Here is a 26,799-nt window from a genome sequence, read left to right on the forward strand (position 1 = left end):
TGCCTTCAACAATACGACCTTGCTTTGTGGAGTCAATTTTTCTTATCCTTTGGCACGGGTGGCCACGTGATGCTCAAACTACGTGGGGTCGAATCCATCTTGCCCTCAGGGAAGAAGCACGTGCCGGTCGCAACGCTTTGGTAGTGAGCGAAGTGATTGGAAAAGGTTTTTTGATCGAAGTAATCAGTTCTGACCCAATCGAGCGTTCGGACGACTGGATTGCCATCGACTAAAAGCGAGTTCGTAAAGTGATTTATTTCCCTTCGGTTTGTTGCCGAGTAAGGTCTTTGGCCATCAGGCCGATCGTAAACGCCAACCGATGAATCCAGCTTTAGGACGGCTCTAACTTTCTCGTCTCGTTTGCCGTCGCGTTTTGCAGTTAACGTAATTCTGAATTGAAAGGCATTCGGATTTTCCAGTATGGTCTCGCCCTTTAATTCGCATTGTGGTCCGGAGTTGTTTGGCTCGTGCACAATCTGATGCAAAAGCCTCTCAAGGATCGCCTGATTAACAGTATCTGGCACTTTGCCTGTCTCCAACACACAAAGGACTGAGAGTATTTCCTTGGCCTTGGCTTGGTCACCGGTGTTGAGCGCCTGCTTGAATTGCTCACCCAAGGTCGCTACGTTACGCTTGATAACGGGATTGACACTCAGTTTGGCGACCAGCTTGTCGACTCGCTCCGGAAGTTTCGAAGGATCGCCTTGCAGGACGGTTCTATTGAAGTCATCCAAGGTGCGTGGCGGCTTTTGCTTGAACCGGTTAGCCAAATAGGCGAAAAGGCCGCCCACGGCTAATCCTAAACCCACCATGGTTTGCAAAAGCCAAGCACCTGTCCGCGCAAGCTCAGCGGTCTCGTCAACGAAGGCAACGGTTTGAGATGGCGATGGTGAGGGCAATGACGTCGAGGGAAGCGTTGAAGGTGAACTGATAGCCGGAGTGGTATTGGGTGATGCGGAAACAAACGACATGAAGCATCCTTTCTTGTGCGGGTTGGACAAGCAGCGTTGACGGGGAAGCACAGCTGAGCCGGCGGTGCCATCAGTCAACGAAGCGCCATCTTGTCGACTTGCCGGATGACTGGTTTGATTTTTGTCGCATGGACTGAGTAGTATTCCAACCCTCCGGAGCGACGACGCAACAGTGTCCTATTGGGAATGGCTGAACGTGCATAATTACTATTCTGATTGGGCTCGATCATCCAACAATAGCGGGAAGGTCCGAGCACCTTTTCAAGGTCAAGACTTGGCACCCGGGTGCTCACTTCCATCTAGCCTGAGAAAGAATGAGAAGCAGCCCCGCATAGACCAAGTCCTGAGAACTTGATCAAACGTTTTCAAGCCGATTTGCTTCCACGCTTTTCCTCGGCGGACAATACCGTCGACGAGCCGATTTAAGCCATGTGACCTTGTTCCATGCCGGGCAAAGCGGTCGGTTTGAGTCAAGCAATACCGGAGGCTACAGACTTGTTCTCTCTGGAAGTTCCGGCTTATAAGGCTGGGAAGAGAATTGCGCTAAACACTGCATCCGTGTACGCATGCAGTTAAACAAGCGAGCCGAAACTTCGTTCTCGAGCAGTCAATTCAGTAAGCCGGATGGCAGCTATTCCCGAGTGCCTACAAGTGGATCCAGCAAAGAGGTCGACTAGTCTTTCCTATCTCTTGGAACGGGCGACCATGTTTTCACCACCTTTCGAGGCGTCGAATACATAGTGCCTTCCGGGAAAATACATGCGCCTCCAGATTCAATTTTCTCCTCATCGTAAAGACCCTTCGCCGGGTCACGCTTTGCCTGCATGTTCACATGCAAGATGACCGGGTTGGCTGGCTCGGTTTCAATCTTGTGAGACACTTCATTGAGCTTCACTCGATTGTTTATTGAATAAGGCTTGGTAATGTCCCGTATTTTGTAAGAGGTCGTTGTTGCAGTTGTATTCAAATGGGCAGTGGCAGATGGATCGGCTTCGTTGCCGCTTATTGCCGTGAGCTTGAGGTCGAATCGGTCGTTAGTTTCTGTGGTCTCCTTGGGAACGATTTCCAAGATACATTGGCGGATGGCTCCAATTTGTTTCTCCTTAAAAGCCTGGAGCGCTCGTCCGAGGAATGCGTCCATTGTGACCGTTGGTGTGTGCCCGGTCTCCAACACACAAAGGACTGAGAGTATTTCCTTGGCCTTGGCTTGGTCACCGGTGTTGAGCGCCTGCTTGAATTGCTCACCCAAAGTCGCTACGTTACGCTTGATAACGGGATTGACACTCAGTTTGGCGACCAGCTTGTCGACTCGCTCCGGAAGTTTCGAAGGATCGCCTTGCAGGACGGTTCTATTGAAGTCATCCAAGGTGCGTGGCGGCTTTTGCTTGAACCGGTTAGCCAAATAGGCGAAAAGGCCGCCCACGGCTAATCCTAAACCCACCATGGTTTGCAAAAGCCAAGCACCTGTCCGCGCAAGCTCAGCGGTCTCGTCAACGAAGGCAACGGTTTGAGATGGCGATGGTGAGGGCAATGACGTCGAGGGAAGCGTTGAAGATGAACTGATAGCTGGAGTGGTATTGGGTGATGCGGAAACAAACGACATGAAGCATCCTTTCTTGTGCGGGTTGGACAAGCAGCGTTGACGGAGAAGCACAGCTGAGCCGGCGGTGCCATCAGTCAACGAAGCGCCATCTTGTCGACTTGCCAAGCTCGGAGTTTGATTTTAATCGCCTGCCTTCGCTGCTATTCCAAACTTCCAGAGCAATAGCGGGATGCGCCCGACCCCTGCGAATCCATAGTCGATGAGAGCAAGCGAACATCAAGACAGGCACGTGAGGCAGCGCAAGGCAAATCAGTGTTTGTGCTTTAGCATGCAGCCATTCACAAAAGGAGCCACCATGGCCGAAGAAACCGTAGGCAAGTACAAGCTGCATCTCATCGCCTTCCAGACGTCGGCGGCCGGAAAGTGGGCGCCCTATCTAATGATCGAGCGCTTCGACGACGCGCGGGGCGATTTCGTCTGCGTCCGGGAGAAGGAACGCGTGGCAGGAGAGGCTTTATTCGACAGCGAGGAGGAAGCGGAAGAGGTGGCGCGCCAGCATGGCAATGCCTTGCTCAAGTCGGGTGGAATATGAGGCGGCGCATGATATATGAAATATATATATCTGGTATTCGCACAATAAAGCGGACATTCGCCTGGGGAAACATTATTCTGCACTTGTCTCCTCCAACTCTCTTGAATTGGATTCAGCCCGCAACCGCAAGGTGAGCGGGCTTTTTTTCGTCCAGACCCGGCCCGCGCATGGTAACCGGCCCGTTCGCCAGAACCATTTCAGGACTGGGCCGTCTGCCCGGCAAGGCCATTCAAATCGCCGGATGGCGGTATGATTGCCGCCGCGACAAGGTTGGGGCCGCTGGTCCGTGCCCAAGACTGGAGAACCCGATGCCCCGAGTAAGAAATTTTCTGACGCTGATCTGCCGCCGGGCCGTTCCGTTACTGGCCGGCTTGCCGCTTTGCGCGCTGGCCGCGGACGCGGATCAGGAAAATTTCCAGGCGCATTTCCAGGCGACCTATATCTGGCAAGCCAAGCCTTCCTTTCCGGCGGCCTATTCCGGCCCCAAGAGCCTGCGCAGCGACCGCGAGACCAGTTACTCCTTCAGCGCCACCGCGGCGCTCGGCTGGCGTCCGTGGCGCAATACCGAGCTCTACTTCAATCCCGAGGTGGTGCAGGGCGTGCCGCTGTCCGGATTGAGCGGCCTGGGCGGCATGAGCAATGGAGAGCAGCAGAAAACCAGCGGACCGAATCCGACTTTCTACCGGGCGCGTCTTTTCCTACGCCAGCATTGGGATCTCGGCGGCGAGAGCGAGGCGGTGGAGTCGGATGTGAACCAGCTTGCCGGCCTCGTTTCCCGGCGACGCCTGACGCTCACCGCGGGCAACTTCGCGGTGATCGACGTCTTCGATAACAACGTTTACGCCCACGATCCGCGCACCCAATTTCTGAACTGGTCGCTGATGGCCAATGGCGCCTACGATTACGCCGCCGATGCCCGCGGCTTCAGCTGGGGCGCGGCGCTCGAATACTTCCACGACGACTGGGCTTTCCGCGCCGGACGCTTCATGCAGCCGGCCGAGTCCAACGGCCTGCCGCTCGACAAGCGCATCTTCGCGCATTACGGCGACCAGGTCGAAGTCGAACATGGCCATCGCATCGGCGGCCAGCCGGGGACGGTGCGCCTGCTCGCCTTCCGCAACCGCGCCAACATGGGCGGCTTCCGCGATGCCCTGGATGCCGCCGCGCTGGCCGGGGGAGCGCCGGACGTGGCCGACGTGCGCCGCGAACGCAGCAAGGTGGGCTACGGCATCAATGCCGAGCAAAGCCTGTCGCCGGACGTCGGCATGTTCGCCCGCGCCAGCTGGAACGACGGCAAGTCGGAAACCTATGCCTTCACCGAGATCGAGCGCTCCGTCTCCGCGGGCATGGTGGTCAAGGGCGCTTCCTGGCGGCGGCCGGACGACGCCGTCGGCATCGCCTTCGCCCGCAACGGCCTGTCGCGCGTCCACCGCGATTACCTGGCGGCCGGCGGCAGCGGCGCCTTCATCGGCGACGGCCGGCTGAATTACCGGCCCGAAACCATCTTCGAAGGCTACTACAGCTTCGCCGCCGCGCGCCGGGTGCGCCTGACCCTGGATTTTCAGCGCATCCTCAATCCCGCCTACAACGCCGACCGCGGCCCGGTGTCGATTGCCTCGCTGCGACTGCATGCCGAGTATTGAGCTTGGATCAAAGCCTTCGGCGCCTGCCGGGCTACACTTTTCTCCAACCCCGGGTTAACACGGGTTTCATCGACCAGTTCGAACGACCTCGGGTTTACGCATGGAGAATCTTGTCATTCTGCTGCTGCTGATCATCGCCGCCGCGCTCGTCGCCGGCTTTGCCATCGCGCGCGTATTGCGCTGGATGCGGATGGACGATTGAAGCAGGCGTGCATCGGCATTCGGAGCGAAGGCCCGGATGGAAGTTGCCGGCGTGGTAACATCCGGCGATGATCCGCTTGCGCCTTCCCCACCCTCTCGCTGCATGGCTTGCTGCCTTTGCGGTGCTGGTGGCGGCGCTCGCGCCGACGGTTTCCCATCTGCTGGCGGCGCGAATCCAGGCTGACCAGATGGTGGCCGCACATGGCGCTGGGCATGATGTCCGCCATGACCACGATCATGACCATGAAGCGCATCATGCCGCCGCGCTCGATTCGCCCGCCGCGCAGGAGCCCGAACCTTCTTCGTCCGGACATGAGCTTCACTTCGAGCATTGTCCGTTCTGCCTGACGCATGCCGGTTCCTTCGGCCTGGCGCCCCGCCTGGCGCAGCGTTTCTTCAATGCGGTGGCGGTGGCGGTCTTTCCGGTGCTGTTTTATCTGGCGCCGCAGCCCCTGTTCATCTGGCTTTCGGCCCAGCCGCGCGCACCCCCCGCGGTTTTCTCGCCCCGGTAAATTTCTTCGTCCAATGCCATCGTGATGCGCCCGCGTGCGGTCGCGCCTGCCGCTTGCTGGCAGCGGACGCCTGCCGATTCATCCCGAGAAAACCATGAAGCCATTCTCATCCCGCCGGCGGCCATGGCCGCTGCTGGCGCTCGCCTGCGCCACGCCGGCCGCCACGCTGTCGGCCGAGCCCGACGCAAAGACTTTGCCCGACGTGCGCGTGGAAGCGCCACGTGTCGGTTCCGCGGGCCGCATTGCGCCGATGCCTGCCACCGTCGAAACTTTGGATGCCGCCGGCATCACCGATACCATCAATGCCGCTACCACCGAAGATGCCCTGAAATACCTGCCGAGCATCCTGGTGCGCAAGCGCTACGCCGGCGATACCCAGGCGCCCATGGCCACGCGCACCACCGGCATCAACGCCGGCGCCCGCAGCCTCATCTATGTCGATGGCATCCTGCTCTCGGCGCTCGTCAACAACAACAATCAGAACGGGTCGCCGCAATGGTTCATGGTGACGCCCGAGCAGATAGACCATATCGACGTCGCCTATGGCCCTTTCTCCGCCGCCTATCCCGGCAATTCCTATGGCGCCGTGACAGAAATCACCACCCGCATGCCGGCCGGCTTCGAGGCAGGCATCAAGGCCAGCGCCAGCCAGCAGCGTTTCAGCCAGTATGGGACCAACGATACCTATCCCGCCGCGCAAGTCGGCATGGACATCGGCAACCGCCAGGGCGACCTGTCCTGGTGGCTGAGCGCCAACCATCTGTCGAGCTTCAGCCAGCCGGTGACCTATCTCACGCTCAACAATGCCGGCACGCCGGCCGGGGCTGCCTTGCCGGTGATTGCCGGCGGCTTCGCGGACCGCAACCGTACCGGCGGACCGATCCAGGTCATCGGCGCTGGCAGCCTGACGCAGACGGTACAGGATTCGGCCCGGTTGAAGCTGGCTTACGCGTTCAATCCCGGCACGGAATTCGGATACACCCTCGGCTATTGGCAGAATCAGGCCAGCAGCCGCTCGGAGAGCTATTTGTCGGGCAACGGCTCGGCTTATTACAGTGGCACATCGGGCAGCGTCAACATCGGCGGCAATGCCTATGGCGCCGCCGCCATCGCCGGCCTGTTTTCCGCGGCGAGCGCCGAGCAGGAGCACTGGATGCAGGCGTTCTCGCTGAAGAGAAAGCAAAGCGAGACGCTGCGCTGGGAAGCGGTCTTAACCGACTTCCGCTATGGCAAGGACATCAGCCGGCTTTCCACCGGCCCGTATGCGACAGCAACCGGCGGCGGAACCGGTCGGGTGACCGATGCCGCCGGCACCGGCTGGACCACGCTGGATGTGAAAGGCGATTGGCGCGCCGGCGCCGGACCCCGGCAGCATCAGCTCGCCTTCGGCGTTCATTGGGACCAGTATCGTCTGGCCAGCCCAACCTACACGGTCGGCGACTGGCGCAACGAGGATCGCGGAAACCTGTTCAGCGATTCGCGCGGCAAGACCCGCACCACGGCGCTCTGGCTGCAGGATAGCTGGCGCCTGCAGCCGGCTCTCGCCGCCACGATCGGCGCGCGCTACGAGCGCTGGCAGGCTTACGACGGCTACAACTTCGCCGTCAATGGCAGCGGCACGGCTTTCCCCGTGGTCCAGCCCCAAGTCGATGCCAGCGGGTTGTCGCCCAAGCTGTCCCTGGCCTGGCAGGCGGCGAGCGACTGGAGCCTGACCGGTTCGCTCGGCAAGGCCTTGCGCTTCCCGACCGTCGGCGAGCTGTATCAGAACGTTCAGACCGGCTCGACCTTTACCCAGGCCAACCCCTTCCTCAAGCCGGAACGGGTGCTGGCGGCGGAACTGGCGCTGGCGCATGAGAATGCCGCGGGAAGATGGCGGCTGTCGCTGTTCGAGGAACATGTCGAGGATGCGCTGGTGGCCCAGACCGCAAGTCTGGCCGGCGTGGCGGCGCCGGTGTCCTTCGTGCAGAACATCGGCCGCACCCGGCAGCGCGGCGTGGAACTGTCCGGAGGGCGGCGCGACGTGCTGATCAAGGGATTGGAACTGCAGGGCAGCCTGACCTATGTCGATGCCCGCATCACCGACAATCCCGGCTATGTGCCCGCCACCCCCGGCGCCACGTCAGTGGGCAAGCGCACGCCTTATGTGCCGGCATGGCGGGCCAGCCTTGTCGCCACCTGGCGTCCGGACGAGCGGCTGGCTTACACCCTGGCAGGCAGGTACAGCAGTCGCTTGTATGCGACGGTGGACAACACGGATGTCAATCCGGCCACCTATCAGGGTTTCGAAGGCTTCGTGGTATTTGATGCAAGGCTGCGCTACCGCATCGACCGCCACTGGAGCGCGGCAGTCGGTGTCGACAATTTGAACGACAGGCGCTATTTCCTCTTCCATCCCTTCCCGCAACGGACGGTGACGGCAGAGCTGGCCTATCGATTTTGAATGATGAAGGACTGCGCGGCGGGTGGAACCCGGCGGGCCGCCATGGTGATGTGTCGCCATGGCGGGATGAGAAGAATCGGGGAAGTGTCAGGCAGACATCAGCAGTTGTTGAGCTTGACCGCGCGCAGCCTGTCCATGAGCAGGGCGGTCTCGAGGCCGGAATCGTAATGCTCCGAGCCCCTTCGGTAGATCATGGCGCCCACCGTGGCAAGAAAGGCAAAGTCTTCCTCCGACAGGCCGGGCTGCACATGCGCCATGAACTCGGCAAAGGGCGAGACCAGATCCTCGATGGCAAGCGAATCCTCCAGCTTGTCCGCCAGGTGGTGCATGATTTTGATTGCGTCTTCTTTTTCCATTCGGTGCACCTAGTTAGGGTTTCCAGATTCTATGAGCGGCCACTTGGAAAAAGAAATGGCAAAACATAAAAACAGAGGGGCTTTTCGCGGTTTATTTCGCTTAACGTCGCGATTGGGTGACATTCGTTACTGGTTTCGCTAGTTTTCCAGTAATTTTTGGCCATTTCCTGCAGTTTTTGCTGCGGCATGCTGGAGCGCGTCACCATTTTCTAACGAAATATTAAACAGGTGCCCATTGTTTGCGCGCCGGCATAACCGATGCTGTTTCTGACGAATTCAAATGCTCGTCTATCGCTCGTCTATCAGGTTTGACTATTGTTTGATTGAACAAACGAAGCCCATGTAAACCGGGGTTCTGATATCCAGCCCGCTAATTCCGCAGCTTTAATGACTCTGTGTACCAGTGCTTCTACATTTGCCCTTTCAGCTGGATTTTTGCGTAAGAGTCGAAGGGAGGCATCTAATGCAGCAAAAACACGGGCTGTGCCAGTCGAGTTGGATGGTGTTTCTCGAACTGGAAAACCCTTTTCATCAACAAGCTTTTCAAGCTTGTCCAGCCAAATGCGAGCTTGTGTCACATTGGGAGGAATTTTGGTTGCGGCAACAGGGGTGAGATTTGCCGCAGATATAACCCCGGCCTGCACCTTTATCGATGGATTGTTTTCTTCGGACTTTTGTCCTCTGGAGGGGAGCGCGGAAGTGCCCCATCCGATGTCGGTGATACTCATAGTTTGATTTCTCCCTTTTGCTGATTGAGCGAGATGGCAACGTTTTGTCCAATTTCTCAACTCATTGAATTTTGACTCCATTCCAAAGAGCAAATTAAATGCCAATTGCCGTAGAAGAAGTATTCAGCTTTATGGATTTGGGACGATGCCTTATCGGGTTACAGGCAGCATCAGGATTATCTGCTGATCAAACTCTGATTGATAGTCCCAGGTTTTCGGTATTTGGCCGTTCCTAAGCCAACAACCATTGGAATTCCCTCGATGCGCAGCCGACTGTTAATTGAATTCATGCTGGTCGAGCGATGGCGTTGGCGAAAGGGGGCAGTCTTATCGAATCTGGTATCAATCTCATTCGCGCATGGCTGACATGCCTGGACAAGGCCAACGGATGTGAGTGGATCTGCGTTCGATGGCGAGGTGTTGCTCTGCGCGATGAACCATTAGCATCAGCCGGGGAGAACAATTGCTTCAACGTGGCGCCATGTGCCCTGGCCGTAATCGACCGGGGCACATCCATGAAGTCAGTTCAAGCTATCAACGCCTTCACGCCCGCTGCATTAAACGGCAGGTCACGCAACCGCTTGCCCAACGCATTCGCCAGCGCATTGCCGATCGCCGCCGCCGCCGGACCCTGGGCGCCTTCGCCCACGCCGAGCGAGGGCCGGTCGGGCCGGTCGATCAGCACCACGTCCACCGCCGGCACATCGGGGAAGCGCAGGGCGGGATAGTCTGCCCAGGATGCGGTGGTGACGCGGCGGCGGTCGAAGCCGATCGCTTCGCGCAGCGTCCAGCTGGCCGACTGGATCAGGCCGCCTTCGATCTGGTTGCGCAAGCCGTCCGGATTGACCACCAGGCCGGCATCCACCGCCGCCGTCAGACGCGAGACCCGGACATCGCCGCTGGCGCGGTCGACCGCGACGTCGGCGATCACCGCCACATACGACGCCTGGTTCTTGTACTGGGAAAAGGCGATGCCGCGGCCCTGCAGGCTGCCGCGCGCTGGCTGGCTGCTCCATTGCGCCTTGTCGGCCACCGCCTGGATCACCGCGCGCGCGCGCGGATCCTCCAGATGGCGCAGGCGGAATTCCACCGGGTCGACGCCGGCCAGCGCCGCCATCTCGTCCATGAAGCTTTCCAGCGCAAACACGTTGCCGTAGGCGCCCAAGGTGCGCAGCGAGGAGGCGCGCAGCGGCGCCGAGGTGATCAGATGGTTCACCACCTTCTGCTGCGGGAATTTGTACAGCGGCACGGCATTGCGGTCGCTGCCGCCGGACGGCGGCGGCACGTTCTTCGCGCTTGCCGCCTTGAACGGCTGCGCCAGATACCAGCTCGACAGCAGGTTGATGCCGTCGCTGTCGCCAGGACGCATCGAGTGCGGCTGGCTCCAGACCTCGTGCTGCCAGTCGACGATGCGGCCGGAGCCGTCCACCGCGCCGCGCAGGCGCATGGCCATCGCCGAGCCGAACGGCTCCCAACCGAATTCATCCTCGCGCATCAGCTGCAGCTTGATCGGCGTGCCGGGCAGGGCGCGCGCCAGCAGCGCCGCGTCCAGCGCCGCATCGTCGGCCGCGTTGTGGCCATAGCAGCCGGCGCTTTCCCGGTGCCGCACGATCACGTTCTGCAGCGGCAGGCCGAGCACCTTCGACAAATCGGTGCGCAGGTTGAAGACACCCTGGGTATGGCTCCAGACTTCCATCTTGCCGTCGCTGAAGCGGGCCACCGAGCAGGATGGGCCGATCGAGGCATGCGCCTGATAGGGCCGGCTATAAAGCGCCTCCAGGGTTTTCGCGCCGGCCGGCGTTTCGCCCTTTTTCTCGTTGATGACGGTGGTCTGCACCGGCATGGCGCTTATCATGGCGGCGACCAAGTCCATGCCGGATGGCGGCAGGCTGTCGGTTTCTTCCCACTTGGCGCTCGCCTTGAGCGCGCGCATGGCCTTGATCGCCTGTTCCTCGCGCTTTGCCGCCACCGCCAGGTAGCTGCCGTCGCGCAGCACCGCGACCACGCCGGGCAGGGCTTTCACGCCGGCCTCATCGAAGGAGAGCAGCTTCGCGCCGGGCGAGGCCGGCCGCACCACGCGGGCGAACAGCATGCCGGGCAGCCGCATGTCCTGCAAATACGCGGGCGCGCCGGTGACCTTGCCCGGAATGTCGCGGCGCGGCACCGAGGTGCCGACCAGCTGATACTGCGCCACCGGCTTGGCCGGCGCTTCCGCCGGCGCGGCGGTTTCCAGGTCTTCGCCGAGCAGCTGCCAGTAGGTGACCGTCTTGCCGTCCGGCGCGCTGATGCGTCCGTCCGCCACCTTCAACGCCGTGGCCGGCGCGCCGAGCTTCTGCGAGGCCGCCTGCAGCAGCCGGGCGCGCGCCTTGGCGCAGGCGGTGCGCAGCGCGCGGCCGCCGACTTCCACCGACTGGCTGCCGGACGTTACGCCTTCGTTCGGCCCCTGGGCGGTATCGCCGGAGACGATGCGCAGGCGCGTCATGGCGACGTCGAGCTCATCGCCCACGATCTGCGAGAAGGCGGTGAGGATGCCCTGGCCGAGCTCTACCTTGCCGGTGTAGAAAACCACGCTGCCGTCGCGGTTGAGCCGCAGCCAGCTGTCGAAGCGATGGCCGGCCTCATCGGTGACCGGCTTCATGGCATTGGCCGGGCCTTGCTGCGCGTCGGCCTGCAGCACGGGAAAGAGGGTAAAGCCGATGGTCAGCGCGCCGCTGCGCTTGAGGAAGCTGCGGCGCGAGGCGTCATGGGAAAGGATGCGGTTCTTCATGCCATCTCCCTGGCCGCGCGCAGCACGGCGCGGACGATGCGGGTGTGGGTGCCGCAGCGGCACAGGTTGCCGGCGAGCGCCTCGCGCACCTGGTCCGGCGTGGGCAGCGGATTGCGGTCGAGCAGGGCCTTGGCCGACATGATCATGCCGGCGCTGCAGTAGCCGCACTGCGCCGCCTGTTCCTCGATGAAGGCGCGCTGCAGCGGATGCAGCTTGTCGGCGCTGCCAATGCCTTCGATGGTGGTAACTTCCTTGCCGGCTACGGCGGAAGCCGGGGTGACGCAGGAGCGCACCGCGTTGCCGTCGACGTGCACCGTGCAGGCGCCGCACTGCGCCATGCCGCAGCCAAACTTGGCGCCGTTCAGTTCCAGGTCGTTGCGCAGGACGTAGAGAAGGGGAGTGTCGGCCTCGGCGTCGCTCTGGCGCTGCCGGCCGTTGACTTTGACGGAGATGCTCATGAGGGTCTCGCTGTTCGAATCGGATGCCGCGAACCGGCATCCAAAAAGGAAAAGCCGGCTGCGGCGGGCCGAACGCTTCAAGCGCCCGGTCCGCCGCAGCCGGTCAGCCGGTTACTGCGTGCCTGCCTTTTCCAGGTAGCGGCTATCGATGTATTTCATCGGATCGGTCAGCTGCTTCTGCGGCGTGCCGTACTTGCTGCGCAGGGCCAGCACGGTGCGGATGCCTTCCACGTTGAAGGCGGGATTGCGCTGCAGGCCGTTTTCCAGCAGCTGGGTCAGGGCCGACTTGGCCAGTTCCGGCGTGATGTCGCGGGTATTGGCCACCAGCAGCGCTTCCGAAATCGCCCGGTTCTTCGGATCGTAGATGAACTCCAGTCCCTTGCGGTAGGCCCGGATGAAATTCACCAGCGCATCCTCGTTCTGAGCAGCCCAGCGGCGGGTGGTCAGGCCCACCGTGCCCTGATAGTTGCCGAGCGACTTTCCGGCTGCCAGCTCGGTGAAACCTTTCTCCTTGGCCATCAGGTCGAACGGCGTGCGCAGCAGGGTGGCGTCGTTCTCGCCGGCGAGCAGGGTCTTGAAGCGGTTCGAGGTGCTGCCGGCGCGCACGAACTTGACATCATCCTGCGACAGACCGCTGCGCGCCACGAAGTCGCGCAGCACGAAGGCGAAGCCGGTGTTCATCGCGTCCACCGACAGCGACTTGCCCTTCAGGTCTTCGCCCTTCCTGATGGCCGGTGCCGCCATCACCGACAGCATGCCGTTGTCGCCGCCCATGAAGGCGAACATGTCCGGATTCTCGAGCGGCACCTCGCCCTGGCCTTCCTGATAGCCGATGACGTTGTCGATGCCGGCGAAAGCGATGTCGTAGCGGCCTTCCATGATGCCCTTCACCAGCACCACCGAGTTCGGCGTGTTGGTCATGTCGACGGCCAGCTTGGCTTCATTGAAATAGCCCTGGCGCTGGGCGGCCCAGAGCGGCAGGTTCCAGCCGCCGTCGAAGACGATCAGCTTGAGCGGCTTCAGCGCCGGGGCGGCCGGCGTCGGCGCAGCCGGGGCCTGGGCCTGGGCCGACAAATGGACGAACGAGGCGGCCAGTACGCTCAGGCACAGGCGGGGCAGGTGTTGCAGCTTCATGGGTGTCTCCTCCTCATGATGGGGTGTGGTGTGGTTAGGGTGCGGCCTAGCCCGTCGCCGGATTGTGCCGGCGTGCAGGCGGAGCGGTGGAACCGCGCGCCATCAGTTGCGGCGCGAGGGTGATGCGTACCGGTGTTGTCCCCGGATTCTGTAAATGGTTGAGCAGCAGCCTCGCCGCCTGGCGACCCATCTCCAGGTGCTGGATGCGCAGGGTGGTCAGCGGCGGATCCAGCATGTCGACCAGCGGCATGTCGTTGTGGCCGATGATGGAAATATCCTGCGGGCAGCGCAGGCCGCGCGCCTTCAGGGTGTCGTAGCAGCCGAGGGCGATCAGATCGTTGGCGGCGACGATGGCGGTGATGCCGGCATGTCGGTCGAGCAGGGCGGCGCAGGCGAGGGCGCCCGCCTCGCGCGTGAATTCGGCGCAGGCCAGCTCGATGCCCTCGGCATCAGCCGCTTCCATCGCCAGTCGGAAGCCGAGGCTGCGCCCGGCGCCGGTGGCGAGGCGGGCCGGACCGGACAAATGAGCGATGCATGCATGGCCGAGCGCCAGCAGATGGTCGACCGCCAGCTTCATCGACAGGAAGTCGTCGTTCACCACTTCCGGCACATGGCGCGCATCCTCGCCGCGATTCACCAGCACCGCCGGCATGTTTTCCTGCAGGCAGCGCTGTACCAGATAATCCTGGCGCGAGGCGGTGGCGATCACGAGGCCGTCCACCATGCTGCCCATCATCCGCTCCAGCAGCTGGTCCTGCTCGGCGCTGTTGCCGCCGCTGCTGGCGACCATGACCGAGAAGCCGTGGCCGCGCAATTCCTCTTCCAGTCCGCGCACGATGGGCGGAAACACCGGATTGGTGATATCCGGCAGCAGCATGCCGATCAGGTGCGAGCGGCCGCCGCGTAGGGCCGCCGCTGCCTTGTTCGGCCGGTAGCCGAGATGGCGTGCCGATTCCAGCACCCGCTTCACCACTTCCTCGCCCAGCAGATGCCGCGTGTCCGGATTCAGGGCACGGGAAACGGTGGAAGCGTTGACGTCCGCATGCTGGGCAACGTCACGGATGGTAGGGCGCCGGCGTGGCGCAAGGGTGTCGGTCATTCGTGCAATCGATTGCTTTCAATTCGTCAATAGCGATACTAAGCAAATGCCTGAGGGATTCTACGATGAATCTCGTTCTTCTGGATTGACATGCAAAAAGGCTCGGGCCTATTATGCACACGTTTGCACAAAGAGGAAAGCCGCCATGACCGTTTCTGCACCTGATCGCAATGCTGCCGGCATCCAGGCGCCGGCCCATTCGTCCACCGAAGGCATCGTCACCGACGAAGCTTCGCTGACCCCCATCGTCCTGAAAGCCATGGCCGGCACGACCGACCCGCGCCTGCTGGAAATCGTCACCAGCCTGGTCAGGCATGCCCACGCCTTCGTCCAGGAAACCCGGCTGACCGAAGAGGAATTCGAGAAAGGCCTGGACTTCCTCGTGCGCATCGGCAAGGCCACCGGCGAGAAGACCAATGAAGCGGTGCTGCTGGCCGATATCCTCGGTATTTCCAGCATGGTGTCGCTGATCAACAATCACCGCGGCGACGACGCCACCGCGTCCGCCCTGCTGGGACCGTTCTGGCGCGCCAATGCGCCACATTGCGAGAACGGCGACAACATCGCCCGCGGTGAGAGCGCCACCCATGGCATTCCGCTCGCCATCAGCGGCCGCGTGCTGGACAAGCAGGGCAAGCCGATCGCCGGCGCCCATGTCGACGTCTGGCATGCCGATCCGATCGGCTATTACGAGAACCAGGATCCGAGCCAGCCGAACATGAACCTGCGCGGCGTGTTCACCACCGATGCCGAGGGGCGCTACTCCCTGCGCTCGGTGCGCCCGGCCGGCTACCCGGTGCCGACCGACGGCCCCTGCGGCGAACTGCTGCGGGCGCAGAACCGCCATCCCTACCGCCCGGCCCATGTGCACTTCATGGTCTCGGCGCCGGGCTACCGCACGCTCGTCACCCAGGTGTTTGCGGACGATGCCGAGCATCTCAACTCCGACGTGGTATTCGCGGTGGTGCAGTCGCTGGTGGGCCGCTTCGCGGAAACCACCGATGAAAAGGGACAGCGCCGCGCCACCCTGCAATACGACTTCATCCTGGAACCGGGCGAGCAGAAATTCCCGGCTCCTCCCATCCCCTGAATAACCAACCACAGATCCGAGACGCATGGAAAATCAGACTGATATCGAACGCGCGCCGCGCAACCGCCTGGACGGCGTTGTCGCCGTCATCGCCGGCGGCATGGGCGCCATCGGCCAAGCCAGCGCCCGCCGCTTCGCCGAACTCGGCGCCAGCGTGGTGGTGCTGCACCGTGGCAGCGAGGACGAGGCGCGCGCCTTCCTCGCCACCCTGCCGGGCAAGCATGGCCAGGTGGTGGCATCGATCACCGACAGCGCCCAGCTCAAGCGCGCCGCCGAGCAGGTGAAGGAACAGTTCGGCCGCGCCGACATCCTGGTCAACACCGCCGGCTTCACCAAGCCGGTGCCGGCGGCCGACCTGGAAGCGCTGACCGACGAACTGATCGACGACATCTTCGCCGCCAACTGGCGCGGCGTGTTCGCCACCATCCGCGCCTTCGTGCCGCTCCTGAAGGCAGCGCCGGACGGCCTCGTGGTGAACGTGTCTTCCATCGCCGGCTTCACCGGCGTCGGCAGCAACCTCGCCTATGCCGCCGCCAAGGCCGGCATCGACGTGCTCGGCAAATCGCTGGCGCGCAGCCTGGCGCCCCAGGTGCGGGTGCTGACGGTCTCACCGGGCGTGGTCGACTCCACTTTCGTGCCGGGCCGCGGCCCCGATTTCAACGCCAAGACCGCCGCCACCATGCCGCTCAAGCGGGTCGGCACGGTGGAGGATGTCGCCGCCGCCATCGAAGCCTGCGCCACCACGCTGCGCTTTTCGACCGGCAACACCATCGTCGTCGACGGAGGACGCTCGCTATGAATTTTTCCGGAAAAACCTTCATCACCTGCGCCGTCACCGGCAATCTCGTCAAGCCGGAACAGACGCCGCACCTGCCGATCACGCCGCAGCAGATCGCCGACGAATGCCTCGCCGCCGAAGCGGCGGGCGCGGCGGCGGTGCACATTCATGTGCGCGACCCGCAGACCGGCAAGCCGTCGATGGCGGTCGAACATTACCGCGAGGTGATGGAACGCATTCGCGCGAAGTCGCCGGAGCTGATCATCAACCTCACCACCGGCCCGGGCGGCCGCTTCGTGCCGAGCGAGGATGATCCCAAGGTGTATGCGCCGGGCACTTCGCTGCTGCCGCCGCTGGAGCGCATCCGCCATGTGGAGATGCTCAAGCCGGACATCTGCTCGCTCGACCTGAACACCATGAACAGCGGCCCGGACGTGGTGATCAACACGCCGAAGAACGTGCGCAAGATGGCGCAGGCCATGCGCGCCGCCGGCGTGAAGCCGGAGCTGGAGATCTTCGACTCCGGCGACCTCAACCTGGCGCTGGACCTGATCAAGGACGGCACGCTGGACGGCCCCGGCCTCTACACCTTCGTGCTCGGCGTGAAGTACGGCTTCGCGGCGACGCCGGAAACCGTGATGTATGCGCGGAACATGCTGCCGCCGGGCGCCATCTGGTCCGCCTTCGGCATCGGCCGCACCGAGTTTCCCATCGTCGCCCAAGCCTGGCTGATGGGCGGCCACCTGCGCGTCGGCATGGAAGACAACATCTACCTCGAGAAGGGCGTGCTCGCCAAGAGCAATGCCGAGCTGGTGCAGCGCGCGCGCCAGATCACCGAATACCTGGGCGGCCAGATCGCCAGCCCGCGCGAAGCCCGAGAAATCATCGGCCTGACTGACACCCGGCGCCCCATGGTCGCCGTTTCCTGAATCGAAGCGAGAATCCACGCATGAAGTCCCGCGCCATCCGCGTTACGCAAAAATCCCCGTCCCTCGAGGCGCTCGAGGTGGACCTGATCGACGTCCCGGTGCCTCAGGCAAAGGCCGGCGAAGTCGTGGTCGAAGTCAAAAGCGCCGGCATCAACCCGAGCGACGTCAAGGCCATGCTCGGCATGATGCCGCACGCCACCTGGCCGCGCACTCCCGGCCGCGATTACGCCGGCGTGGTGGTGCAGGGCCCGTCGGCCCTGATCGGCAAGGAAGTGTGGGGCACCGGCGGCGACGTCGGCATCCGCCGCAACGGCACCCATGCCAACTACCTGGTGCTGCCGGAGTCGGCAGTGCGCGAGAAGCCGGCCGGCATCACGCTGCAGGCCGCCGGCGCCGTCGGCGTGCCCTTCGTCACTGCCTATGAAGGCTTCCGCCGCAGCGGCATGCCCAAGGCCGGCGACAACGTGCTGATCTTCGGCGCCAACGGCAAGGTCGGCCAGGCCGCGATCCAGCTCGCCACCCAGGCCGGCGCCACGGTATTCGCGGTGGAGCGCTCGTCCCAACCCTATGGCGGCCATGCCAACGGCAAGATCCACCTGATCAATGCCAGCACCACCGACGTCAACCAGTACGTGCGCGACCATACCGGCGGCAAGGGCGCGAACCTGGTCTACAACACCGTCGGCAGCCCCTACTTCGCCGCCGCGAATGCGTCCATGGCGATCGGCGCGACGCAGATCCTGATCGCCACCCTGGATCGCGCCATTCCCTTCGACATCCTTGCCTTCTACCGCGGCCAGCACACCTTCGTCGGCATCGACACCCTGGCGCTGGATGCGACCCAGTGCGCCGTGCTGCTCGACCAGATGCGGCCCGGCTTCGAGCAGGGCACGCTGCAAGCCTTCCCGGTCAACCCGGAAAACGTGCACACCCTGGACGACGCCGTGACCGCCTACAAGAAGGTCATGTCGGGCAGCAAGGAAAGGGTGATGCTCGAACTATGAACCTGACCCGGATCGCCGAGGCGCCGACCTATTTCGCGCCCAACCATGACGACATGCGCTGCCTGCGCTTGCAAGGCAAGGAAGCCGGCCCGAGCGACAAGCTGTGGCTGGGCATGTCGCAGCTGCTGCCGGGCGGCGGCACCAGCCTGGACGGCTCGCCGGTGGAGAAGCACTACGTGGTGCTGGAAGGCGAGCTGACCATCCGCACCGAGCTCGACGGCGTGCTGTCGGAGCAGAAGCTGGGCAGGTTCGACTCCTGCCGCATCGCACCGGGCGAAAAGCGCCAGCTGTTCAACCATACCAATCTGCCGGCCATCGTCCTGCTGGCCATGCCGCTGGCCTGACCGCAGCGCCGGCTCACGCCGGCGCTTTCCTTCTCCCCATCGTCCTTCCCGGCGCCGCGCAGCACTGGCGTCCGATCCCGCCCGGCCCCCGGCGCCGTTCCACCCTGCCAAAAGTCATCTATCGCTTGCCTGCAGGCGGTTCGATAATCCACGAACCGTTGCCTTGAAGCCAAGTATCGACTGAGTGACGAGTGACGACAGGCGAGGCAACGGCAAGCCAGACGCAGCAGCGCATTTCAGATCGGGAGCCCAGGATGGAAAATCGGTTAGCCGCTTTACCGCGATTGATCGCGCGGATGTCAGGTGGATTTTCGCTGCCGCGCTTTACCGGCATGGCGGCCTTGCTGGCTACGCTTGCGGGGCCGGTCCTGGCGCAGCAGGCGCCCGCGGCACCGTCGCCGGACGCCGAAAAAGTCAATGGCCTGCTCCGTGCGCGCGATTACGACCAGGCGCTGAAAACGGTCAACGACCTCCTGAAGGCCAAACCCAATGACTCCGAGCTGCTGTTCCTGCTCGGCGTCGTGCGCATCGAGCGCGGCGAACAGGATGCCGCCATCGAAGCCTTCACCCAGCTCACCGAAAAATATCCCAACCTGGTCGAGCCCTACAACAACCTGGCGGTGGTGCTGGCAGCCCGGCAGCAGCTCGACAGGGCGCGCGCCGTTTTGGAGAAGGCGGTGTCGATCAATCCCGGCTATGCGGTGGCGCAGGAAAACCTGGCCGATGTCTACGCCGAACTGGCCCGCCGCGTCGGCGATAGCGTCAGGCGCGAGGAATACCTGCGGCTGGCGCGGAAAACCTATGAGACGGTCAAGCTGCTGGAGCCCAAGGCGAGCGGCATCGACAGCAAGCTGGCAGGCATACGCGCCATGCAGCAGGCGCAGTCGCCGGCCGCCGCATCCTCGGTGGCCAACGTCGCCGCCACTCCCCGCGAGTTATCCGTCACATCACGCGGCCAGTCCGGCGGCGCGGCCGGGCCGGACGGCGAGGTGCTGGATGCCGTAAGGCGCTGGGCGGCCGCCTGGAGCAACCGCGATCTGAAAGGCTATTTCTTCGCCTATGGCGACCGCTTCGCGCCGCCTCAGGGCATGAGCCGGGAGCAGTGGAAAAGCCGGCGCACCGACCGCATCGAGAACAAGAAGGACATCAGCGTTACGGTGCAAACGCCGCGGGTAGAGTGGAACGGCGATACCGCCACCGTGCGGTTCGAGCAGATCTACCGTGCCGGCCGGCTCGCCGAGCGCAGCCCGAAGACGCTGGTGCTGGAAAAACAGGCCGGGCGCTGGGTAATCATCAAGGAAAATTCGGGCGCGTGACGCCGGCTTGCACCGGGATAGTTCATGCTGCGGAGCCGGAAGAGTCAGCTCGTGCGCCGCAAGCCGGCGCAGCCCTGGCTCGTTCATCCCTGCGCTAAAACAGCGACAACTGCACCAGGTTGAGTTTTGCCTTTTCCCTGATCCAGCGCTTGGCTTCCTTGAGCGACGTGGTCTCGCCAGTCAGGGTGCCGGCCTGGCAGCGATACACCCCATCCCAATCATCGGTCTGGCCCAGGCTGATGCGGCCGACACATTCCTCCTTGTGCCAAAGCGTATGGCCGCGGTAGCCGCGCTGCCAGATGAATGCGGCCGCTCGTCGTGTCTTCTTCATTTTTCGGCGTATTTCTTGGCGGACAGGAATTATCGCCGAAACGAGTCTTGCCTGGATGCAAAAATCGCTTGATGCAGCGCTAACCCCGGCCTTCGCTGACTGCCTGTCGGCTCTTATAATGGGCATCCCGGAAAAACGACTGCAAGGAGACAGGATGCCCATCGATCGCCAGCGCCGCAGCGCTGCCTGCGGCCTTGCCGTGCTCATGCTGGCGGCGGCTGTCCCGGCCGCCCGGGCGCAGGCGGGCTTTCCCGCCAAGCCGGTCAAGATCATCGTGCCCTTCACGCCGGGCGGCGGCAACGACGCCTTCGCGCGCCAGATCGGCCAGATGCTGTCGGAAAGCTGGAAGCAGCAGGTCATCATCGACAACCGGCCCGGGGCCGGCGGCAATATCGGCACCGCTGCCGCGGCGCGCTCTGCGCCTGACGGTTACACGCTGCTGCTCGGGCATACCGGCACGCTAGCGATCAATCCCGGCCTTTACGGCGCCAACTTGCCCTACGATCCGCTGAAGGATTTCGAGCCGGTCAGCATGGTGGCCTCGACACCGCTGGTGCTGGCGGTGCATCCCGGCGTGAAGGCGGCCCACCTGACGGAACTGATCGCGCTGGCGAAGGCCAGGCCGGGGGAAATCAATTACGCATCCAGCGGCAGCGGCACCGGCTCCCACTTGTCGGGCGAAATGTTCGCCCGCATGGCCGGCATCCGCCTGACCCACATTCCTTACAAGGGCACCGCCCCGGCGACCACCGATCTGCTCGGCGGCCAGGTACAGATGAGCTTTGGCGTGATTCCGGGACTGCTGCAGCATATTCAGTCCGGCAAGCTGCGCCCCATCGCCGTTACCGGCAGGAGCCGCAGCCCGCTATTGCCGAACGTGCCGACCATGGCGGAAGCCGGCCTGCCGGGCTACGAAAGCACGCTGACCTACGGCATCCTCGCGCCCAAGGGAACGCCGCAGCCGGTGGTCCGGGAGATTCATGGACAGATCGCCAGGGCGTTGACATCGGAACGCTTGCGCGCTTCACTGTCTGCCGAAGGCGCCGTGCCGGTGACGGGGTCGCCAGCCGATTTCGGCGCAACCATGCGCAGCGAAATCGAAAAATGGGGAAAAGTGATCCGGGAGGGAAATATCCGCGCCGACTAGGAGGGAAGGACAGTCGCGCCGGAGCAGGAAAACGGGTGAGGCGTCAGAGGAAGCTCTTGCAGGCCCAGACCAGCAGGCTGATGCTCACCGCGGCTGAAGCAGCCATGCACAGAACGGCTTGCAGCTTGGCGAAGTTGAAGCCCTTTGCGTCGTGGTTCAGTGCTTCTGCGTTGCTGATAGTCTTTTCCATGCCTGCCTCATTGAGATATGACAATCGAATTTCCAGCATGGATTGTACTAAAGCAGTGAAGACAAGCAATGCCTGCTTGTTAACATCGAGAAAAATAATTGCGTCGGATAAGAAAAACGCCTTATTAAGAGGCGTTTTTCTAAAAGGCGTTTTTCAATCCAGGAAGGCGTCCTTCGAAGCGCTCACCGTTAGCGCTCACTTACGCCAGCGGTGAATGCTGTCATTGAGTAGCTTCCGCAATCCGCTTTCGGATATGGCCGAGCGCTTCCTCCACCTGGTCCACCAGGATCAGACAAAGGTCGCCGGCCGACAGGCTTTCCAGCGCCGTATCGATAGCAAGAAATTCGCCGCGGATCTCGCGCACGTCGCTGGCCCGCTTTGCCCGGCCCAAGCCCTGACGCAGCAGCGCAATCACCTCGCCATCCGCGCGACCGCGCTGGCACTGGTCTTCATACAGCACGATCTGGTCGAAGGCATCGCCCAGGATCTCGGTCTGGCGCTGGATGTCGATATCGCGCCGGTCGCCGGCGCCGCTGATGACCACCGAGCGGCGCTTGCCGGGCATGGCTTCGACTGCCTGTGCCAGCGCCTGGATCGCGTCCGGGTTGTGGCCGTAGTCGGCGATCAGGGTGGCGCCGCGGTAGCTGAACAGGTTGAAGCGGCCCGGCGTGGTGGCGGCATCGCTGGTGAAGGATGCCAGCGCCGAGCGGATCACCGGCCATTCAATGCCCAGCGCCCAGCCGGCGGCAATCGCCGCCATCACGTTCTCGACCTGGAAGCCGATCACGCCGCCGTGGGTCAGCGGAATCTCGGCCAGCGCGAATTTCTCCACCACCTTGCCCTCGCAGGCGATCAGGTGGTCGCCGTCGCGATAGACCACGCGGCATTTCTTGGCGCGGTGCGCCGCCATCACCGGATGGTGGCGGTCGGCGGCGAAATAGGTCACGGAGCCGGGACAGGACTTGGCCATGGCGGCAACCACCGGGTCGGCCGCGTTCAGCACCGCCACGCCGTTCGGCGCCACGTTCTGCACGATGACGCGCTTGACCACCGCCAGGTCTTCCACGGTATTGATGAAGTTCAGGCCGAGGTGGTCGCCGATGCCGATGTTGGTCACCACCGCGACGTTGCAGCGGTCGAAGCCGAGGCCTTCGCGCAGGATGCCGCCGCGCGCGGTCTCGAACACCGCCGCGTCCACGTCAGGGTGCATCAGCACGTTGCGGGCGCTGCGCGGACCGCTGCAGTCGCCGGTGTCGATGCGGCGGCCGTTGACGAAGACGCCCTCGGTGCCGGTGATGCCGACGCGCAGGTGGTTGGCCGCCAGCATGTGCGCGATCAGGCGGCCGGTGGTGGTCTTGCCGTTGGTGCCGGTGACGGCCACGACCGGAATGCGGCCGTCGTCGCCGTCGGCGTACATGGATTCGATGATGGCGTCGCCCACCGGCCGGCCCTTGCCGTAGGAAGGCTGCAGGTGCATGCGCAGGCCGGGCGCGGCATTCACCTCGACGATGCCGCCGCCCTGTTCCTCCAGCGGCGTGATCACGTTCTCGCACACCACGTCGACGCCGCAGATGTCGAGGCCGACCATTTGCGCCGCTTCCACCGCGCGCGCCGCCAGTTCCGGATGCACGTCGTCAGTGACGTCGGTGGCGGTGCCGCCGGTGCTGAGGTTGGCGTTGTTGCGCAGGACGACATGCTTGCCCTTGGGCGGCACGCTGTCCAGGGTGAAGCCCTGCTTGCCCAGGGTGGCGATCGCCAGGTCGTCGAGGCGGATCTTGGTCAGCGATGTGGCATGGCCGTCGCCGCGCAGCGGGTCCTTGTTGACGATCTCGACCAGCTCCCGCACCGTCCTGGCGCCGTCGCCGATCACTTGCGGCGGTGCGCGGCGGGCAGCGGCGACCAGCTTGTTGCCGACCACCAGCATGCGGAAGTCGTGGCCGGGCAGGTAGCGCTCGACGATCACGTCGGTGCTGATGCGGCTGGCGACCTCGAAAGCCTTGGTGATTTCCTCGCGGCTGGCGATGTTCACCGCCACGCCCTTGCCCTGGTTGCCGTCGCGCGGCTTGACCACGACGCGGCCGCCGATGGCTTCGGCGGCGGCGCAGGCTTCCTCGGCGCTGTAGACCACCTTGCCGTTGGGGACCGGCACGCCGGCGGCGGCCAGCAGCATCTTGGTCAGTTCCTTGTCCTGGGCGATGGATTCGGCGATGGCGCTGGTATGGTCGGTCTCGGCCGCCTGAATGCGACGCTGGCGGCTGCCCCAGCCGAATTGCACCATGCTGCCCTGCGTGAGGCGGCGGTAGGGAATGCCGCGGCGCAGGGCGGCGTCGACGATGGAGCCGGTGCTGGGTCCCAGGCGAATGTCTTCGTCGAGCGACTTCAGCTGTTCCAGCGCGCCGGCGAGGTCGAAGGGCTGGTCCTCCAGCGCGGCGCGGCACAGCGCTTCGGCCAGTTCCATGGCGAGGCGGCCGACTTCTTCCTCGGTGTACTCGACCACCACCTGGTAGGTGCCGGGTTCGACCGTGGCGACCGTGCGGCTGAAGGTGACCGGGCAGCCGGCCTCGGCCTGTAGGCTTAGCGCCGCCGCTTCCAGCGCATGGGCGAGGGAAAAGGCATGAGCCTCGTCCAGCGGGCGCATGAAATCGATGGCAGGGAAGCGGTCCTGCAGGCGGGCGTCCAGGCCCTTCAGGTTGACGATGGAGCGCTCTTCGTCGCTGCAGCGCACGACGGCTTCGATGGCGGTGTGACGGCTCCACAGGTTCGGGCCGCGCAGGGCCCGAATGCGTGTTATTTCCATGGTTGGCTTTCCAGATGAGCCGGCGCCGAGCGGGCGCCGGCGCTGATACGGTATTACGTGCGCTTCTGTGCCCGCGCCCGGCGCTGGCTGGTCAATTCGTCGGCGAAGGTTTCGATGCCGCTGCGGATCAGCTCCACCGGCAGGCTCAAGGCCCAGGCCGCGGCGGCAGCCACGACCATGCCCTCGAGCTGGACCGGCAGGTCGTCGGTGGCGCCATCCGGCACCGGCAGGCCGTCGGACAGCACCTCTTCCTGCGCGCCGCGCGCCAGCACGATCAGGCCGTCGCGCATGAACACGGCGCGGCCGCCGGCAGCGAGATGCTGCTGCAGCTGCGGCAGGTCCGGCTGCACGCCGTAGAACACCACCTCGCCGTCGCACAGCGGCGCCAGCGCCGCCACGTTGGCGTCGGCGGCGTTCAGCACCGCGGCGCCGTCTTCGAGCACCACGTCGACCTGGGTGCGCATCACCTTGGCAAGCTGCTCGGCATCGTTGATGTCGAACTCGGGCAGGGTCGCAGCGGGGTCCAGGCTGGTGACCACGCCCACCTGGCAGCGGTCGTAGGCCAGTCCCTCGGACAGGATGGTGCGGCAATTGTTTTCGATCACCGCGGCGTCCACCGACTTGTTGAGCAGCACGCGGCGTCCCGACTCCCAGTTGTCGGAGTCGTTCTTCTCGACCTGGCGCTGGTTCAGGTACAAGCCTTCGCTGCCCGCCAGGCCGACGAAGGAGCCGTTCAGGTGCAGCAGGCGGGCAATCAGGCGCGCCGCCAGCGCGGTGCCGTGGCTGCCGCACAGGCCGACCACCGGAATGCGGCCGTTCTCGGTCGGCCCGAACAGGTGCTCGACGATGGCTTCGCCCACCGGACGCGGCGCGGCGTTGACCGGCTTCAGGTGCATCAGCAAGCCGGGGCCGGCATTGATTTCGACGATGGCGCCGCCGGTTTCTTCCAGCGGACGGGAAATGTCCTCCGTCACCAGGTCGATGCCGGCGATGTCCAGCCCCACCACGCGCGCGGCCAGCGAAGCGATCGCCGCGACGTCCGGATGCACCTGCTCGGTGATGTCGAACGCCATGTTGCCGGTGCGCTGCACCACGATTTCCCTGCCGGCCGGCGGCACGGAATCGGCGGCGAAGCCCTGGCGGTTGATCTCCAGGCGGATCACGTGGTCGCGCTCCAGCACCACCTTGTCCATCGGGAATTCTTCCTCGTCGCCGCGGCGCGGATCGGTGTTGACCTGGGTCTCGATCAGCTCGGCCACGGTGGAGCGGCCGTCGCCGGTGATGGTGACGATCTCGCCGCGGGCGCAGGCCACCACCTTGCCGCCCACCACCAGCACCCGGTGCTCGTGGCCGGGAATGAACTTCTCCACCAGCACTTCGCTGCCTTCGTTGATGGCGACCTCGTAGGCCGCTTCGATCTGTTCCTGCGTGGTGAGGTTGGTGGCCACGCCTCGGCCATGGTTGCCGTCGGTCGGCTTGACCACCACCGGCAGGCCGATGTCCTGCGCGGCTTCCCAGGCATCCGCCGGGCTCTCGACGGCGCGGCCTTCCGGCACCGGCACGCCGCAGGAGCGCAGCAGGGTCTTGGTCAGGTCCTTGTCGCTGGAGATGCTTTCCGAGATCGCCGGCGTGCGGTCGGTTTCGGCGGTCCAGATGCGGCGCTGGTGGATGCCGTAGCCGAGCTGTACCAGATTGCCGTCGTTCAGGCGGGTGGAGGGGATCTGGCGCTCGCTGGCGGCATCGACGATGCAGGCGGTGCTCGGCCCGAGGCAGACAGAGTCGGCCATGGCGCGCAGCGGCGTGACCGCGGCGGGCACGTCGAAGGGATCGTCGTTGATGGCGGCCATGACGAGGTCGCGCGCCACCTGCAGGGCGGCGCGGCTGACCCGCTCATGGCGGGCGCGCACCACCAGCTTGTAGACGCCGCGCTTGGAGGTCTCGCGCGCCTTGCCGAAGCCGGTCTGCATGCCGGCCAGGTTCTGCAGCTCGATCATCACATGTTCCATGATGTGCGCCGGCCAGGTGCCTTCGCGCAGGCGCAGCAGAAAACCGCCGGGCTCGCCCACGCCGCAGCGGTGCTCGGCGAGGCCGGGCAGCATGGCGGTGAGCCGTTCATAGAAACCGGGAATCTTGTTGGAGGGGTAGTCCTCCAATTCGCCGATATCGACCCAGGCTTCCAGCGCCGGGCGATACGTCCAGATATTGGGCCCCCGAAGAGACATCACCTTGGTGATCTCGATGGCTTTTTTTCTCATGTTAAGCAAGTGACAAGTGCGGGCCGTAAAAGCGAAGCATAAACTAAAGACGCAAGCTGCAATAACGCCCGAAATCCTGATTGGTTTACAGTAAGTTCAAAAGTTCTTTCCTGTGGCACATTCCACGGATTTCCGGTTGACAGGGCTGCTCATGCAACATATAAGCATGAGCGC

At 63.6% G+C, this 26,799-nt stretch carries 23 protein-coding genes; 11 read left to right on the forward strand and 12 right to left on the reverse strand.

Features of this window, described 5'->3' with window-relative positions:
- Positions 1 to 32: 32 nt before the first annotated feature.
- Together CHB88_RS17715 and CHB88_RS17720 are read right to left on the reverse strand one after the other, a co-directional pair.
- On the reverse strand, positions 33 to 971 hold the full coding sequence (locus tag CHB88_RS17715) for a hypothetical protein (RefSeq protein WP_143131344.1): 939 nt from the start codon (positions 969 to 971) through the stop codon (positions 33 to 35).
- 673 nt (positions 972 to 1,644) lie between these two features.
- Positions 1,645 to 2,574 (reverse strand): hypothetical protein, encoded by a 930-nt coding sequence (locus tag CHB88_RS17720; protein ID WP_143131345.1) that lies wholly within the window; start codon positions 2,572 to 2,574, stop codon positions 1,645 to 1,647.
- Positions 2,575 to 2,869: 295 nt separating this feature from the next.
- On the opposite strand from CHB88_RS17720, the gene CHB88_RS17725 reads away from it, so the two are divergent.
- The 4 genes from CHB88_RS17725 to CHB88_RS17740 all read left to right on the forward strand — a co-directional run bounded on the left by CHB88_RS17725 (position 2,870) and on the right by CHB88_RS17740 (position 7,902).
- Entirely contained in the window at positions 2,870 to 3,106 is a 237-nt protein-coding gene (locus CHB88_RS17725) for a hypothetical protein (RefSeq protein ID WP_089400680.1), read from the forward strand.
- Between the two features lie 308 nt (positions 3,107 to 3,414).
- Positions 3,415 to 4,749: a carbohydrate porin gene (locus CHB88_RS17730; RefSeq protein WP_089400681.1), complete on the forward strand. Its 1,335-nt coding sequence runs from the start codon at positions 3,415 to 3,417 to the stop codon at positions 4,747 to 4,749.
- A 278-nt stretch (positions 4,750 to 5,027) separates the two neighbouring features.
- The gene (locus CHB88_RS17735) at positions 5,028 to 5,462 is read left to right on the forward strand and encodes a DUF2946 family protein (RefSeq protein WP_176442540.1); all 435 of its coding nucleotides are present in this window, start codon (positions 5,028 to 5,030) and stop codon (positions 5,460 to 5,462) included.
- Positions 5,463 to 5,556: 94 nt separating this feature from the next.
- Complete coding sequence (locus CHB88_RS17740) at positions 5,557 to 7,902, forward strand: TonB-dependent receptor (RefSeq protein ID WP_089400753.1); 2,346 nt, start codon at positions 5,557 to 5,559, stop codon at positions 7,900 to 7,902.
- A gap of 98 nt (positions 7,903 to 8,000) precedes the next feature.
- Here the strand turns inward: CHB88_RS17740 and CHB88_RS17745 are convergent, their stop codons facing one another.
- From CHB88_RS17745 to CHB88_RS17765, 6 genes are all read right to left on the reverse strand, one after another.
- Positions 8,001 to 8,258 (reverse strand): hypothetical protein, encoded by a 258-nt coding sequence (locus CHB88_RS17745; protein ID WP_089400683.1) that lies wholly within the window; start codon positions 8,256 to 8,258, stop codon positions 8,001 to 8,003.
- A gap of 302 nt (positions 8,259 to 8,560) precedes the next feature.
- Complete coding sequence (locus CHB88_RS24695) at positions 8,561 to 8,986, reverse strand: hypothetical protein (RefSeq protein ID WP_143131346.1); 426 nt, start codon at positions 8,984 to 8,986, stop codon at positions 8,561 to 8,563.
- 526 nt (positions 8,987 to 9,512) lie between these two features.
- Positions 9,513 to 11,753, reverse strand: a complete 2,241-nt coding sequence (locus CHB88_RS17750) for a xanthine dehydrogenase family protein molybdopterin-binding subunit (RefSeq protein ID WP_089400684.1) — start codon at positions 11,751 to 11,753, stop codon at positions 9,513 to 9,515.
- On the reverse strand, positions 11,750 to 12,211 hold the full coding sequence (locus CHB88_RS17755; protein ID WP_089400754.1) for a (2Fe-2S)-binding protein: 462 nt from the start codon (positions 12,209 to 12,211) through the stop codon (positions 11,750 to 11,752). The genes CHB88_RS17750 and CHB88_RS17755 overlap by 4 nt, the downstream gene beginning before the upstream one ends.
- 111 nt (positions 12,212 to 12,322) lie before the next feature.
- Positions 12,323 to 13,345, reverse strand: a complete 1,023-nt coding sequence (locus tag CHB88_RS17760) for an ABC transporter substrate-binding protein (protein ID WP_089400685.1) — start codon at positions 13,343 to 13,345, stop codon at positions 12,323 to 12,325.
- 46 nt (positions 13,346 to 13,391) lie between these two features.
- Entirely contained in the window at positions 13,392 to 14,444 is a 1,053-nt protein-coding gene (locus tag CHB88_RS17765) for a LacI family DNA-binding transcriptional regulator (protein ID WP_089400686.1), read from the reverse strand.
- Between the two features lie 145 nt (positions 14,445 to 14,589).
- On the opposite strand from CHB88_RS17765, the gene CHB88_RS17770 reads away from it, so the two are divergent.
- The 6 genes from CHB88_RS17770 (at position 14,590) to CHB88_RS17795 (ending at position 19,905) form a co-directional block, all read left to right on the forward strand.
- Complete coding sequence (locus CHB88_RS17770) at positions 14,590 to 15,534, forward strand: dioxygenase family protein (RefSeq protein WP_089400687.1); 945 nt, start codon at positions 14,590 to 14,592, stop codon at positions 15,532 to 15,534.
- Positions 15,535 to 15,559: 25 nt separating this feature from the next.
- Positions 15,560 to 16,333, forward strand: coding sequence for an SDR family NAD(P)-dependent oxidoreductase (locus CHB88_RS17775; RefSeq protein ID WP_176442541.1), 774 nt, complete (start codon positions 15,560 to 15,562; stop codon positions 16,331 to 16,333).
- Positions 16,330 to 17,241 (forward strand): beta-keto acid cleavage family enzyme, encoded by a 912-nt coding sequence (locus tag CHB88_RS17780; protein ID WP_089400688.1) that lies wholly within the window; start codon positions 16,330 to 16,332, stop codon positions 17,239 to 17,241. Before CHB88_RS17775 ends, CHB88_RS17780 begins: the two co-directional genes overlap by 4 nt.
- 20 nt (positions 17,242 to 17,261) lie before the next feature.
- Complete coding sequence (locus CHB88_RS17785) at positions 17,262 to 18,245, forward strand: quinone oxidoreductase family protein (protein ID WP_089400689.1); 984 nt, start codon at positions 17,262 to 17,264, stop codon at positions 18,243 to 18,245.
- Positions 18,242 to 18,589, forward strand: coding sequence for a cupin domain-containing protein (locus CHB88_RS17790; RefSeq protein WP_089400690.1), 348 nt, complete (start codon positions 18,242 to 18,244; stop codon positions 18,587 to 18,589). The genes CHB88_RS17785 and CHB88_RS17790 overlap by 4 nt, the downstream gene beginning before the upstream one ends.
- Positions 18,590 to 18,885: 296 nt before the next feature.
- Positions 18,886 to 19,905, forward strand: a complete 1,020-nt coding sequence (locus CHB88_RS17795) for a L,D-transpeptidase Cds6 family protein (protein WP_176442542.1) — start codon at positions 18,886 to 18,888, stop codon at positions 19,903 to 19,905.
- Positions 19,906 to 19,999: 94 nt separating this feature from the next.
- Here the strand turns inward: CHB88_RS17795 and CHB88_RS17800 are convergent, their stop codons facing one another.
- Positions 20,000 to 20,236 carry a hypothetical protein gene (locus CHB88_RS17800; RefSeq protein ID WP_089400692.1) on the reverse strand — a complete coding sequence of 79 codons (237 nt, stop codon included), beginning with the start codon at positions 20,234 to 20,236 and terminating at the stop codon, positions 20,000 to 20,002.
- Positions 20,237 to 20,390: 154 nt separating this feature from the next.
- Between CHB88_RS17800 and CHB88_RS17805 the strand changes: the two genes are divergently transcribed.
- A complete protein-coding gene (locus CHB88_RS17805) occupies positions 20,391 to 21,383 on the forward strand; it encodes a tripartite tricarboxylate transporter substrate binding protein (RefSeq protein ID WP_245845047.1) in 993 nt (330 codons plus the stop codon).
- A 43-nt stretch (positions 21,384 to 21,426) separates the two neighbouring features.
- On the opposite strand, the gene CHB88_RS25225 is transcribed toward CHB88_RS17805, so the two are convergent.
- From CHB88_RS25225 to CHB88_RS17815, 3 genes are all read right to left on the reverse strand, one after another.
- Positions 21,427 to 21,573, reverse strand: a complete 147-nt coding sequence (locus CHB88_RS25225) for a hypothetical protein (RefSeq protein WP_176442543.1) — start codon at positions 21,571 to 21,573, stop codon at positions 21,427 to 21,429.
- A 220-nt stretch (positions 21,574 to 21,793) separates the two neighbouring features.
- Positions 21,794 to 24,370 (reverse strand): cyanophycin synthetase, encoded by a 2,577-nt coding sequence (cphA, locus tag CHB88_RS17810; RefSeq protein ID WP_089400693.1) that lies wholly within the window; start codon positions 24,368 to 24,370, stop codon positions 21,794 to 21,796.
- Between the two features lie 53 nt (positions 24,371 to 24,423).
- Positions 24,424 to 26,625, reverse strand: a complete 2,202-nt coding sequence (locus tag CHB88_RS17815; protein ID WP_089400694.1) for a cyanophycin synthetase — start codon at positions 26,623 to 26,625, stop codon at positions 24,424 to 24,426.
- Positions 26,626 to 26,799: the final 174 nt, after the last annotated feature.

The organism is Noviherbaspirillum humi (assembly GCF_900188095.1).
Classification (GTDB): domain Bacteria; phylum Pseudomonadota; class Gammaproteobacteria; order Burkholderiales; family Burkholderiaceae_D; genus Noviherbaspirillum; species Noviherbaspirillum humi.